Origin of the sequence: Nonomuraea sp. MG754425, from assembly GCF_021699195.1 — a bacterium.
Taxonomy (GTDB): Bacteria; Actinomycetota; Actinomycetes; order Streptosporangiales; family Streptosporangiaceae; genus Nonomuraea.
The window spans coordinates 1-11,995 of sequence record NZ_SSXE01000115.1; the positions used below are offsets into that span (position 1 = coordinate 1).

The window sequence follows — 11,995 nt, forward strand, 5'->3', positions numbered from 1 at the left end:
GGGCAGGGGCGGACGCGGGGTGGCGGGCGATGCGACGCGAACGCGAGCTTCGACCCGCACCCCGACCTCCTGGCGCCGCATCGGCGAGGCGCTACACAAAAGGAGCCCGGCGCACACCCACAACGCCCAGCGCACCAACCCAGACACCCGGGCAACGCCCGACCCCACGCCCCGGGGACACGCCCTACCGAAGCATCGCGCTGGACTCCCGGATCACCAGGTCGGGCTGGAAGATGACCTGCCGGTGCCGATGCTGCTCGGGCTCGACCACCTCCTCCAGCAACAGTTCGATGGCGGTGCGCCCCAGCAACACCCGAGGCTGCCGGATCGACGACAACGGCACGGCCGCCGCCGCCGCGAAATCGATGTCGTCGTACCCGATGATGGCGAGGTCCTCGGGCACCCGTAGCCCGTGGGACGCCATGGCCTGTAAGAATCCCAGCGCCATCATGTCGTTGGCGCAGAACGCGGCCGTGGGCCGCTCCTCAGGGGGCAGGACGGCCACCCGCTCCCCGATCGCCCGCCCCTCGGCGACGGTGAGCGTGGGCCCGGTGAAGGTGAGCAGTTCGACGGTCCCGTCAGCGGCGGCGACGGCGGCGGTCACGCCCGCGTACCGGTCGGCGACCTGTTTGACGGACGGCGGCCCGCCGACGAACCCGATCCGCCGGTGCCCGCGTTCGACGAGGTGGGCGCCGGCGATCTGCCCGCCCAGCCGGTCGTCCACGGCGACGGAGCACTGCAGCCCGGTCGCCGGGCTGTCGACCAGCACGACGGGGGTGCCGCGCGCGATCAGCTCCTCCACCCAGGGGCTCTCGGTCTCGACGGGGGTGATCAGTATGCCCATCACGCGCTGCTGTTCGAGCTGGTCGAGGTGGCGGCGTTCGCGGCCGGGGTCGCCGGCGCTGTTGCACAGGACCACCATCGAGTCGTGCTCGTCGGCCACCGCCTCGGCGCCCTGGGCCACGTCCACGAAGAACGGGTTGGCGACGTCGAGCACGACGAGCCCGACCGTTCTGCTGCGGCCCACCCGCAGGTGGCGGGCCACCTCGTTGCGGACGAAGCCTAGTTTCTTGATCGCTTCGAAGACGCGTTCGCGTGTGGCGGGGGACACGATCTCGGGGCGGTTGAGGACGTTGCTCACCGTGCCCACTGAGACGCGCGCAAGCTGCGCGACCTCCTTGATGTTCCTGGTCGCCATCGATCCTCACGAGGCCGTGCTGCTGAAAGGACGGAATCCAGACTCTGGTAGAACGCAGGACTCGCTGCGTACGGCGAACCGCCGACCGCGGTTCACCGAGAACCCGGCTCATCATAGCGGCATTCAAGATTCTTTTGAATCGTCTCAAAGACTTGGCGTGGTCACGCTCCGGAACCGTCCAACGGCGTGGCGGCGCCGGACGTCATGCCGTCGAGCATCAGGCTCAGGTAGCGCCCCGGGTCGGCGGCCACCGGCGCGGGGAGCTGGTCGGGGTGGCAGGTGAAGACGGTCAGCAGGTGGATGAGGTCCTCCACGCCGACGTCGGGCCGCATCGAGCCCTCGGCCTGCGCACGCCGTACGAGGGCGTCGAACTGCTCCACCCAACTCGTCCGCACCCTCGCGAACTCGGTCCGGTTCACGAGCACCTCCTCCGGCAGCACGGCCAGCGCGGTGGACAGCGCGGCGCGGCCCGGCGCGGCGACCCAGGAGACGAAGTCGCGGATGGCGTCCCAGGCGGAGCCGGAGCCGGCGGCCGCGTCGTTCAACGCGTCGGCCATCGTGTGGACGTAGTGGTCGCCGACGGCCGCGATGAGGGTGTCGCGGTCGGGGAAGCGGCGGTAGAGGGTGCCGACCCCGACGCCGGCGCGCTTGGCGATGAGCTCCATGGGGGCGTTGACGCCGCGTTCGGCGACGATCTCGGCCGCCGCCTCGACGATCTTGCCCAGGTTCCGTCTGGCATCCGCGCGCACGTACGACCCCCAAGTGGACGATCCGATTCCGCTTAGTGTACCGTCCACACAACCGGAATCCGAGATTCCACTTAACGCGGAGGTTACCCATGATCGTGATCACCGGTGCCACCGGCTCGATCGGCCGCGCCCTCGCCGGACGCCTGCGCGGCCACGACGCGCTCGCCGTCGTCCGCCGCCCCGCCGACGACCTGGGCATCCCGTACGCGCAGGCGGACTTCGACACCCCGGCCACGATCGGCGCGCTGCTCTCCCCCGGCGACCGGCTCTTCCTCAACAGCTCGTTGTGGCCGGGGGTCATCGACGCCCAGCGGGCCGTCATCGACCTGGCGGCGCGGGCGGGCGTGGCCCAGATCGTCGCCGTCTCGGTACGCGGCGCCGCCCCGGGCGCCAGGCTCGGCATGGGCATGCACGCCCAGATCGACGCCCACCTGCGGAAGTCGGGCGTCCCGTACACGATCCTCCAGCCCAGCGGCTTCATGCAGAACCTGCCGCGCGACTTCGGCGACGGCACCATGTACGGCTCCTACGGCCCCGCCCCGGTCAACTACATCGACGCCCGCGACATCGCGGACGTGGCCGCGGCCCTGCTGACCGGGCCGGTGGGCGCGTCGAGCGAGCACGTGCTCACCGGCCCGGAGTCCCTCTCGCACGAGGAGATCGCCGAGCGGATCGGCCGGGCCGTCGGCCGCCCGGTCCGCTACGTGAACCTCCCGGCCCCGGAGATGGCCGCCCACCTGGAACGCCAGGGCATCCCCCGGCCCCACTCCGGCGACCTGGCCGCGCTCATGGCCGAGACCGGCGACGGGAGCTGGGCGCCGGTCACGACGGCGGTCGAGGACCTGACCGGCCGTCCGCCGCGCGGCCTGGCCGACTACCTCGCCGACCATGAGAGCGCCTTCGCCTGACGCCGGGCGCACCCCGCCCGCCGCAAGGGTTCACTCCGGGTCCACCACGCGCACCCGTACCGCCCTGAACAGCGCGGGCGTGTCCCGTAGCACCGCCAGCCGCGGCTCCGGCACCGCCAGGAAGGGCTCCGTCTCCAGCGCCAGCAGCGGCGCCAGCCGCCGGTCCGGCCGCAGGGCGTCCACCGCCCTGCGGTCCCCGCCGAGCACGAGCCCGTCGAGCTGCGCCAGGTGGGGCGTCAGCACCCGTACCGCGGTCTCCACCGCGTCGTCGAGCGCCTGGGCCGCCTGGTTCCTGCGCCTCCTGGCGAAGCGCTGCTGCGACCATCCGCCCGCGGCCGTACGGCCCTGCACCAGCCGCGAGCCCACCTTGGACGCCACCAGCCCGTCACCGTCGAAGACCCCGGCCGCGTACCCGCCGAGGCGGACCAGGAACACCCCGACCCGCCGCTCGCGGCCGGCGTGCGCGACGAGCCGGGTCACGTGCGGCGGCCCCGGCGGCGTCATGGGCGGGAAGGGCACGTGCAATTCGGCCAGCGCGCCGTCGGCGGCCAGCAGCCGCACCACCCGCTCGTCGCCGCTCGCGGAGAAGGGGCCGTGACGCGCGGCGAACCCGTCGATCCACGGATGCAGCCGCTCCGGCGGCACGGTGACCCACCTGCCTCCGCCCTTCGCCGGACGCGCGCTCATGCCCGAAGGCTAGCGGAGCCGGCTCCCACCGGCCCCGGGCGCGGTGCCGGCCCCGGGAACCGAAACGGAAATGTCGGTTAATTTTGTTTCGTGGGACTTCTGCTACGCCTGTGGCAGGAGCACCATCTGAACGTGTCCTCCCTGCTCACCAGCCCCATGGTGGACCTCGACACCGGGGCCGTCATCGCGCACCCCGCCGTCCTGGACGCGGGCGGCGCCCTCAGAGCCGCGCCGCTGCCCATGGTGATCGAGCTGCCGATGCGCGTGGTGCTGTCGGGCGCGGGCGCGCTCGCCCCGCTGCACGAGGCGCTGAGACGGGCGGGCCGGCATCCCCGCGAGGCGATCCTGCTGCTCACTGGAGCGTGCCAAGAACAGGACCGTCCGCTGCTCAGAGTCGGTGTCAACGGGCTGCGCACGATCGGCTACCTGCTCGGGTTCGCCGACGTCGGCACCATGGGCGCGGGGCTGGACCTGGTCACGGACTCCTCCCCGTACCTGCTGGCCCTCGACCCGGACGTGGTGGCGCGCATCCCCGGCGACCACCGCGCGGTCGCCGTGGCGCGGGCGGTGGTGACGCTGGCCCGCGGCATCGGCGCGCACGTCATGGCCCCCGGCATGGAACGCGAGGCGCAGGTGGCCACGGCCCGCGGCCTCGGCGTGCGCCTGGCGAACGGCCCGCTGCTCGCGCCCGGCCCCGACGGCCGGATCCGGGTGCCGCTGCCGGTCGCCGACGAGCCCGCCGACACCGTCATGCTCGGCCCCCGCGTCCAGGAGCTGCTGCTCCCCGCCGTGACGCTGCCGGAGGAGGCGAACGCGGAGCAGGCCGTGGCCGCCTTCGGGCACGAGCCGACGATCACCAGCGTGATCCTGGTGGACGAGTTCCAGCGCCCCAAGGGCAGCCTGGACCGCAGCCGGTTCCTGCTGTCGTTCGCGGCCCGCTACGGGCACGCCCTGCACGGCTCGAAACCGGCGCTGCGGCTGGCCGACCCGCCGCGCACGGTGCCGCGCACGACGCCGGCCATCGCCGCCATGCAGGCGGCCGGCCGGGACGCGACCCGCGTCTACGACGACCTGGTGGTCACCGACGAGCTGAACCGCTGCCTCGGCATCGTCCGCGTCTCAGACCTGATCAGGCAGGTGGCCGCGATGAGGACCTGACGCACGCCGGGGGCCGGTGTCAGGTCACCCGGCTCACCAACCCGGTGTCCAGGCTGTAGTACGCGCCGATGACGGTGGCGCTGCCGTGGAGCAGGGGGTCGGCCCGCAACCGCAGGACGGTACGCCGCACGTGGGCGTGGGCCATGGGCTCGACCCGGCCGTCCGAGACGGCGTAGGCGGGTTCGAGGGCGGCGACGACGGCAGGCAGCTCGCCGGGCAGGGTGACGCGCCCGCGTAAGGCCCTGGCGGCGGACGTGACCGAGCCGCAGCGCTGGTGCCCCAGGACGACGACGAGGCTGGCGCTCAGGTCCTGCGGGCCGTACTGGACGGCGGCGGTGACGAGGGGATCGATGGTGTGGGCGGCGGTGCGGACGACCAGCAGGTCGCCGAGCCCGACGTCGAAGATCACTTCGGGCGGGACCCGGGAGTCGATGCACGACAGGACGACCGCCCGGGGTTCCTGGGCGACGGCGACCTGCCGACGGTGTCGCGGGTCCTGGCGCGGGCGGTGGGACCGGCCCGCCGCCCAGCGCTGGTTGCCCTGCTCGAGTAAGGACCACATGTGCCTGGCGGAGCCACGCCAGGCGACCGCTTCGTTACGCACGGTTGCGATATGCCCGCCGGTCCGATGACCTAGCGGGCACACCTCACAGGCGGCAGGCGTAGATGTCGGTGACCAGGATGGCCCTTGCGCCGATGTCCCAGAGCTGATCCATCACCTGCTGGTGCCCCTTGCGCCGGACCATCGCGCGCACCGCGACCCAGCCCTCCCGGTGCAGCGGGGAGACCGTGGGGCCCTCCATGCCGGGGGTGATGTCGATGGCTTCCTCGATGCGCTCGGCGCGGATGTCGTAGTCCATCATGACGAAGTCGCGGGCGTGCACGACGCCCTGCAGCCGGCGGACGAGCTGGCCGACGCCCGGCGTCTCCGGCGCGCTCTGCCGCTTGATCAGCACGCCCTCCGACTTCATGATCGGCTCGCCGAACACCTCCAGCCCCACGTTGCGCAGCGTGGTGCCGGTCTCGACGACGTCGGCCACGGCGTCGGCCACGCCGAGCCTGATCGCGGTCTCGACCGCGCCGTCGAGCTTGATCACGCGGGCGTCCACACCCTCGTCGGAGAGGTACTTGTCGAGCAGGCCCGCGTAGGAGGTGGCGATGCGCCGCCCGTTGAGGTCGCCGACGGACGACATGGCGCCCACCGTGGTGGCCAGCCGGAACGTCGAGGCGCCGAAACCGAGCGGCATGATCTCCTCGACCGGCGCGCCGGAGTCGATGAGCATGTCCCGGCCGGTGATGCCGACGTCGAGGGTGCCCTCCCCGACGTAGACGGCGATGTCGCGGGGGCGCAGGAAGAACAGCTCGCAGCCGTTGGCGTCGTCGACGACGACGAGTTCCTTGCTGTCGCGGCGCGGCCGGTAACCGGCCTCCTTCAGCATGTCCTGGGCGGCCTCGCTGAGCGAGCCCTTGTTGGGTACTGCCAGACGCAGCATGTCTCAGGTCCTTACGTGTGTCTCGCTTCCGCTGTCTCCTGGGTGCGGGCGCCCCGCGGCGCCCTAGAGATGCTTGTAGACCTGGTCGAGGCCGATGCCCTTGGCGATCATCAGCACCTGCACGTGGTAGAGGAGCTGGGAGATCTCCTCGGCGGCCCTGTCGTCTGACTCGTACTCGGCGGCCATCCAGCTCTCGGCGGCCTCCTCGACGACCTTCTTGCCGATGGCATGGACGCCGGCGTCGAGCGCGGCCACGGTGCCCGAGCCCGCGGGCCGGGTGGCGGCTTTCTCTGACAGCTCGGCGAACAGCTCTTCGAAGGTCTTCATGGTCTCTCTCGTCGGTCGGATGACGTGCCTGTCAAGCCTAGTCTGCGTCACGGGGTGACGTGGCCCCGCGTCCGCCACGCGAGACGACGTCCGCGAGTGTTCATCCCAGCGCCTTCTTCGCCCTGGTCACCCGTTCCACGACGGGCGCCGGCCCCCCGCCCTCGTGCCCGTCGTACGGGTAGATCCTGATGTCCTTCTCCCCCGCGTAGCGCTTGTACGAGCGTGCGCCGCCAGAAGCCGCCAGAAGCCGCCAGAAGCCGTCGAAGTCGGCGGGCTCGGCCCGCTCGGGCAGGTAGGCGCGCAGTTGCGGCAGCGGCATGTCGACGAACACCTCCGCACGGGGGACGTACGGGACGAGGTGCTCGTTCACCGTGGTCGACGACCCGCCACCACGAAACGCACGACGGCCCCGCCCGCCGCACCCTCCCTGGGGAAGGCGCGGCGGGCGAGGCCGTCGATCAGGTCGTGCCCGGCCGGAGCTCAGCGCTCGTAGCGGCGGCCCGAGCCGCGGCGGAAGCCGCCGCCACCGTTGCCGCTGCCGCTGCCGGTGCCACTGCCGCGCTCGCCGGAGCGGTAGCCGTCGCGCGCCGGACGGTCGTCCGGGCGGGCGGAGCGGTCGCGGTCACCCGAGAACGGGCGGCCACGGTCGGCGGCGTACCGGCCGCCGCGGTCGTCGGAGCGGTAGCCGCCGCGGTCGTCCTGGCGGAACGGGCGGTCGTCGGAGCGGTACCCGCCCCCGCCCCCGCTCCGGCCACGGCCGTCGCGCCGCCGGTCGTCGCTGAACGTGCGCGGCTCCTGCGTGCGCCCGAACGGCCGCTCGCCCTCGGCGTGCCGGCGCGGACGGCGGTCGTCGCCGGCCGCGACCGGGCGCGCGCCGTCGTCGTGCCGGCGGCGGTCCTCGAACGGCCGGTCACCGTCGTCGTGACGGCGCGGACGGCGGTCGTCGAACGAACGCTGACCCTCCTCGTGCCGGCGCGGACGGCGCTCGCCGTCGAAGTCCCGGCGTCCGCGACGCCCCCCGCGGCGCTCGGACGAGCCGCCCTCGCGGCGCGGGCGCAGCGGCTTGCGGACGTCCGGCTCCCAGACGGGGACGGCCTCGCCGCTCGGGATGCGGGCCCCGGTCACCTCGGCGAGCCTGGGGTGACCCGGCGTGGCCTTCAGCCGGAACGGGTGGATGCCGGCGCGGCGGGTGAGCGCGTCGGTCGAGCGGCGCTCGTTGGGCAGCACCAGCGTGACGACCGTGCCCTTCTCCCCCGCGCGGGCGGTACGGCCGCCCCGGTGCAGGTAGCTCTTGTGGTCCTGCGGCGGGTCGACGTGCAGCACCAGGCTGATGTTGTCGACGTGGATGCCGCGCGCCGCGACGTCGGTGCAGACCAGCACGTTGACGGAGCCCTCACGGAACTCCGACAGGATGCGGGTGCGCTGGTTCTGGCGCTTGCCGCCGTGCAGGCCGCCCGACTTGACGCCGACGCGGGCGAGCTGCTTGCACAGCCGGTCCACGCCGTGCTGGGTGCGGACGAAGATGATGGTCCGCCCCTCACGGTTGGCGATCTCGGCGGTCACGTCGAACTTGTCGTCGCGCGTGACCTGCATCACGTGGTGCTCCATGGTGTCGACCGGCGAGGTCGCGGGCGCCACGGAGTGCGTGATCGGGTTCTTGAGGAAGCGCTGCACCAGCTTGTCGACGTCGCCGTCGAGCGTGGCCGAGAACAGCAGCCGCTGCCCGTCGGACGGGGTCTGCGCGAGCAGGTCGGTGACGACGGGGAAGAAGCCCAGGTCGCACATGTGGTCGGCCTCGTCGAGGACGGAGACCTCGACGTCGGCCAGCGAGCACTCGCCCTGCCTGATCAGGTCGCCGAGCCGGCCGGGGGTGGCGATGACGATGTCCACGCCGCGCCGCAGCGCCTCGATCTGCTTGCCCATGGACATGCCGCCGACGATGACCTTCTGGCGCAGCCCGAGGCCGCGGCCGAGAGGTTCGAGGGCGTCGTGCACCTGGAGGGCGAGCTCACGGGTCGGCACGAGGATCATCGCGCGCGGGTGGCCGGGAGCGGGCCGCACTCCGGCGATGCGGGCCATGGTGGGCAGCCCGAAGGCGAGCGTCTTGCCGGAGCCGGTCTGGCCGCGGCCGAGGACGTCGTTGCCGGCGAGCACGTCGGGGATGGTCGCACTCTGGATGGGGAAGGGGCTCTCGAAGCCCAGTTTGGTCAGCCCGTTGACGAGCGGCTTCGGCAGGCCGAGCAGCTCGAACTCGGACGGGCCCGACTCGGCGGCGGGGGTGCGCGCCCCGTCCTCCACCCCGCTGTCAGCGGTGGCGGGGGTGTCGCCGAGCGAGGGCATGACAGCGTCAAGCATGGTCACGAAAGTCGTGCCTTTCCGTCGAAGTGGCGCGTCACTTCTGCGAAAGGACGAGCCATGGTCGTGCGGCGGGAGGCCGCACCAGGTTCTAGGACACCCGCCGTCATGGGGGCGGGGTGAAGATGAAGGGGGATACACCGGGGCACCGGCCGCAGGCGGTGCGCGACGTGTGATGAGACGTCAAGTGTACCTGCGTTACCAACGCCGGGGATGTTATCGGATATTCCCCGGGATGGGATCTGGACCTTCCGAACACCATGAGTCAGGCATTCCCAACCCCTGACGTTTACCACCAGGGGTGACAAGAGGAAAGATCAGACGTTGAAGCCTAGCATACGGAGCTGCTCGCGCCCTTCGTCGGTGATCTTGTCGGGCCCCCACGGCGGCAGCCAGACCCAGTTGATCTTCACGTCGGAGACCATGCCGTCCAGCGCCGAGTGCGCCTGGTCCTCGATCACGTCGGTCAGCGGGCAGGCCGCGCTGGTCAGCGTCATGTCGATGGTGGCCACGGGCTGCCCGCCGTCGGACGGGTCGAGGTTGAGCCCGTAGATCAGGCCCAGATCGACGACGTTGATGCCGAGTTCGGGGTCGACGACGTCCTTGAGCGCCTCCATGATCTCTTCGGCGGTCGCGTCGCCGTCGTAACCGGTCGGCGTCTCGGTGGGCTTGCTCATCGCTCCGCGCTCCTCACAACAGCGTCCTTGTAGGCCATCCACGAAAGCAACGCACATTTAACGCGCGCCGGGAACTTGGCCACGCCCGCGAACGCGACCGCGTCGCCGAGGACCTCCTCGTCGGCCTCGATCTTGCCCCTGCCCTGCATCAGCCTGGTGAACTCGTCGACGACCGAGAGCGTCTCCTCCACCGTGGAGCCGGTGGTCAGCTCGTGCAGCACCGACGCGGCGGCCTGGCTGATCGAACAGCCCTGCCCCTCGTAGGACACGTCCAGGATCTTGCCGGCGTCGCCCACCTTGACCCTGAGCGTGATCTCGTCGCCGCACGTGGGGTTCACGTGGTGAACCTCGGCGTCGTACGGCTCGCGCAGCCCCCGCCCCTGCGGGTGCTTGTAGTGCTCCAGGATCAGCTCCTGGTACATCGACTCGCCGATCATGGCTATGCGAACACCTTCTGAACGTGGTGGAGACCCCGCACCAGGGCGTCGATCTCGCCCGTGGTGTTGTACAGGTAGAACGACGCCCGCGTGGTGGCGGGTATTCCGAAACGCAGGTGCAGCGGGCGCGCGCAGTGGTGCCCGACCCGTACGGCCACGCCGAAGTGGTCGTCGAGGATCTGCCCGACGTCGTGCGGGTGGATGCCCTCCAGCGTGAAGGACACCGTGGCCCCGCGCTCCTCCAGCGTATCGGGCCCGATGAGGCGCAGCCTGGGCACCTCGCGCAGGGCTTCCAGCGCGTAGGCCGTCAGCGTGCGCTCGTGCGCCTCGACGGCGTCGAGGCCGACCTCGGTCAGGTAGTCGGCCGCCGCGCCGAGCCCGATGGCCTCGACGATCGGCGGCGTGCCCGCCTCGAACTTGTGCGGGATCGGCGCGTACGTCGAGCGGTCCATCCAGACCGCCTCGATCATCTCGCCCCCGCCCAGGAACGGCGGCATGGCCTCCAGCAGTTCGCCGCGCCCCCACAACACGCCGATGCCCGACGGGCCGACCATCTTGTGGCCGGTGAAGACCACGAAGTCGGCGTCCAGCCCGGCCACGTTCACCGGGTGGTGCGGCACGGACTGGGAGGCATCGACCGCGATCAGCGCCCCGGCCTCGTGCGCCCGCGCGGCCACCGCGGCCACCGGGTTGACGGTGCCCAGGACGTTGGACTGGTGGGTGATCGAGACGATCTTGGTGCGCTCGGTGATCAGGGCGGGGTCGTAGTCGAGCCGCCCCTCGTCGGTGACGCCGAACCACTTCAGCGTCGCGCCGGTGCGCTGCGCGAGCATCTGCCACGGCACGATGTTGGAGTGGTGCTCCATCTCGGAGACGACGATCTCGTCACCGGGGCCGATCGTGAAGCGCGGATCGGTGTTGGCGGGGTTGCCGAAGGAGTAGGCGAGGAGGTTGAGCGCCTCGGAGGCGTTCTTGGTGAAGATCACCTCATCGCGGGACGGCGCCCCGATGAAGCCCGCGATCTTGTCGCGGGCGCCCTCGTAGGCGTCGGTCGACTCGGCCCCGAGCACGTGCATGGCCCGCCCGACGTTGCTGTAGTGCAACGCCAGGTGCTCCCGCATCACGTCGATGACCTGGTTGGGCTTCTGCGAGGAGTTGCCCGAGTCGAGATAGACGAGCGGTCGCCCGTCGGGCAGCTCGCGGGAGAAGATCGGGAAGTCCTTCCTGATCTTCTCCACATCGAAGCTGGTCGAAGTCATGCAGATGCCTTCGTGTACTGCTCGTAGCCCTCGGCCTCGAGCTTCTCGGCCAGTTCGGGCCCGCCCTCCTCGACGATCCGGCCGCCGGCGAACACGTGCACGTGGTCCGGCGTCACGTAGCGCAGGATGCGGGTGTAGTGGGTGATCAGCAGCACGCCGGTCTCACCCGAGGAGCGGAAGCGGTTGATGCCCTCGGACACCACGCGCAGGGCGTCGACGTCGAGGCCGGAGTCGGTCTCGTCGAGCACCGCGATCTTCGGCTTGAGCAGCTCCATCTGGAGGATCTCGTGGCGCTTCTTCTCGCCGCCGGAGAAACCCTCGTTCAGGTTGCGCTGCGCGAAGGCCGGGTCGATGGACAGCGCGTCCATCCCGCCCTTGAGGTCCTTGGCGAACTCGCGCAGCTTCGGCGCCTCGCCGCGGACGGCGGTCACGGCCGAGCGCAGGAAGTTGGAGACCGAGACGCCGGGGACCTCGACGGGGTACTGCATGGCCAGGAACAGGCCGGCGCGGGCACGCTCGTCGACCGACAGCTCCAGCAGGTCCACGCCGTCGAGCAGCACCTGGCCGCCGGTGATCGTGTACTTCGGATGACCGGCGATCGCGTAGGCGAGCGTGGACTTGCCAGAGCCGTTCGGGCCCATGATGGCGTGGGTCTGCCCGGACTTGACGGTCAGGTTGACGCCGCGCAGGATTTCTTTGTCCTCGACGGCGACCTGCAGGTCACGGATCTCAAGGGTGGACATGATG

General features: G+C 71.4%; 14 protein-coding genes. 2 read left to right on the top strand and 12 right to left on the bottom strand.

The features are described 5' to 3' along the window. Positions 1-184: 184 nt before the first annotated feature. Positions 185-1,198 carry a LacI family DNA-binding transcriptional regulator gene (locus FAF44_RS33190; protein WP_237107279.1) on the bottom strand — a complete coding sequence of 338 codons (1,014 nt, stop codon included), beginning with the start codon at positions 1,196-1,198 and terminating at the stop codon, positions 185-187. 161 nt (positions 1,199-1,359) lie between these two features. Beyond that, a complete protein-coding gene (locus FAF44_RS33195; RefSeq protein ID WP_237107280.1) occupies positions 1,360-1,947 on the bottom strand; it encodes a TetR/AcrR family transcriptional regulator in 588 nt (195 codons plus the stop codon). Between the two features lie 89 nt (positions 1,948-2,036). Here FAF44_RS33195 and FAF44_RS33200 point away from each other — a divergent pair, with 89 nt between their 5' ends. After that, entirely contained in the window at positions 2,037-2,855 is an 819-nt protein-coding gene (locus tag FAF44_RS33200; RefSeq protein ID WP_237107281.1) for an NmrA family NAD(P)-binding protein, read from the top strand. Between the two features lie 30 nt (positions 2,856-2,885). On the opposite strand, the gene FAF44_RS33205 is transcribed toward FAF44_RS33200, so the two are convergent. After that, positions 2,886-3,542, bottom strand: a complete 657-nt coding sequence (locus FAF44_RS33205) for an acVLRF1 family peptidyl-tRNA hydrolase (protein ID WP_237107282.1) — start codon at positions 3,540-3,542, stop codon at positions 2,886-2,888. A 90-nt stretch (positions 3,543-3,632) separates the two neighbouring features. On the opposite strand from FAF44_RS33205, the gene FAF44_RS33210 reads away from it, so the two are divergent. Beyond that, the gene (locus FAF44_RS33210; RefSeq protein ID WP_237107283.1) at positions 3,633-4,700 is read left to right on the top strand and encodes an EAL domain-containing protein; all 1,068 of its coding nucleotides are present in this window, start codon (positions 3,633-3,635) and stop codon (positions 4,698-4,700) included. Positions 4,701-4,719: 19 nt separating this feature from the next. On the opposite strand, the gene FAF44_RS33215 is transcribed toward FAF44_RS33210, so the two are convergent. From FAF44_RS33215 to sufC, 9 genes are all read right to left on the bottom strand, one after another. Then, a complete protein-coding gene (locus FAF44_RS33215; protein WP_237107284.1) occupies positions 4,720-5,304 on the bottom strand; it encodes a carbonic anhydrase in 585 nt (194 codons plus the stop codon). Between the two features lie 43 nt (positions 5,305-5,347). Further along, positions 5,348-6,193, bottom strand: coding sequence for an ATP phosphoribosyltransferase (gene hisG / locus FAF44_RS33220; protein ID WP_237107285.1), 846 nt, complete (start codon positions 6,191-6,193; stop codon positions 5,348-5,350). Between the two features lie 63 nt (positions 6,194-6,256). Further along, positions 6,257-6,520, bottom strand: coding sequence for a phosphoribosyl-ATP diphosphatase (locus FAF44_RS33225; protein WP_185103400.1), 264 nt, complete (start codon positions 6,518-6,520; stop codon positions 6,257-6,259). A gap of 100 nt (positions 6,521-6,620) precedes the next feature. Then, positions 6,621-6,890, bottom strand: coding sequence for an acetylxylan esterase (locus FAF44_RS55130; protein ID WP_272895358.1), 270 nt, complete (start codon positions 6,888-6,890; stop codon positions 6,621-6,623). A gap of 110 nt (positions 6,891-7,000) precedes the next feature. Beyond that, entirely contained in the window at positions 7,001-8,875 is a 1,875-nt protein-coding gene (locus FAF44_RS33235) for a DEAD/DEAH box helicase (protein WP_237107286.1), read from the bottom strand. Between the two features lie 317 nt (positions 8,876-9,192). Then, positions 9,193-9,552 carry a metal-sulfur cluster assembly factor gene (locus tag FAF44_RS33240; protein ID WP_237107287.1) on the bottom strand — a complete coding sequence of 120 codons (360 nt, stop codon included), beginning with the start codon at positions 9,550-9,552 and terminating at the stop codon, positions 9,193-9,195. Further along, the gene (sufU, locus tag FAF44_RS33245) at positions 9,549-9,989 is read right to left on the bottom strand and encodes a Fe-S cluster assembly sulfur transfer protein SufU (RefSeq protein WP_237107288.1); all 441 of its coding nucleotides are present in this window, start codon (positions 9,987-9,989) and stop codon (positions 9,549-9,551) included. The genes FAF44_RS33240 and sufU overlap by 4 nt, the downstream gene beginning before the upstream one ends. 2 nt (positions 9,990-9,991) lie before the next feature. Then, positions 9,992-11,248 carry a cysteine desulfurase gene (locus FAF44_RS33250; RefSeq protein ID WP_237107289.1) on the bottom strand — a complete coding sequence of 419 codons (1,257 nt, stop codon included), beginning with the start codon at positions 11,246-11,248 and terminating at the stop codon, positions 9,992-9,994. Further along, positions 11,245-11,991: a Fe-S cluster assembly ATPase SufC gene (sufC, locus tag FAF44_RS33255; RefSeq protein ID WP_237107290.1), complete on the bottom strand. Its 747-nt coding sequence runs from the start codon at positions 11,989-11,991 to the stop codon at positions 11,245-11,247. The genes FAF44_RS33250 and sufC overlap by 4 nt, the downstream gene beginning before the upstream one ends. Between the last annotated feature and the right edge of the window lie 4 nt (positions 11,992-11,995).

Coding starts and splice junctions, on each gene's coding strand:
- FAF44_RS33235 (WP_237107286.1), bottom strand. CDS start 8,875: ATGCTTGACGCTGTCATGCCCTCGCTCGGCGACACCCCCGCCACCGCT.
- FAF44_RS33225 (WP_185103400.1), bottom strand. CDS start 6,520: ATGAAGACCTTCGAAGAGCTGTTCGCCGAGCTGTCAGAGAAAGCCGCC.
- FAF44_RS33250 (WP_237107289.1), bottom strand. CDS start 11,248: ATGACTTCGACCAGCTTCGATGTGGAGAAGATCAGGAAGGACTTCCCG.
- sufC (WP_237107290.1), bottom strand. CDS start 11,991: ATGTCCACCCTTGAGATCCGTGACCTGCAGGTCGCCGTCGAGGACAAA.
- sufU (WP_237107288.1), bottom strand. CDS start 9,989: ATGATCGGCGAGTCGATGTACCAGGAGCTGATCCTGGAGCACTACAAG.
- FAF44_RS33190 (WP_237107279.1), bottom strand. CDS start 1,198: ATGGCGACCAGGAACATCAAGGAGGTCGCGCAGCTTGCGCGCGTCTCA.
- FAF44_RS33240 (WP_237107287.1), bottom strand. CDS start 9,552: ATGAGCAAGCCCACCGAGACGCCGACCGGTTACGACGGCGACGCGACC.
- hisG (WP_237107285.1), bottom strand. CDS start 6,193: ATGCTGCGTCTGGCAGTACCCAACAAGGGCTCGCTCAGCGAGGCCGCC.
- FAF44_RS33205 (WP_237107282.1), bottom strand. CDS start 3,542: ATGAGCGCGCGTCCGGCGAAGGGCGGAGGCAGGTGGGTCACCGTGCCG.
- FAF44_RS33200 (WP_237107281.1), top strand. CDS start 2,037: ATGATCGTGATCACCGGTGCCACCGGCTCGATCGGCCGCGCCCTCGCC.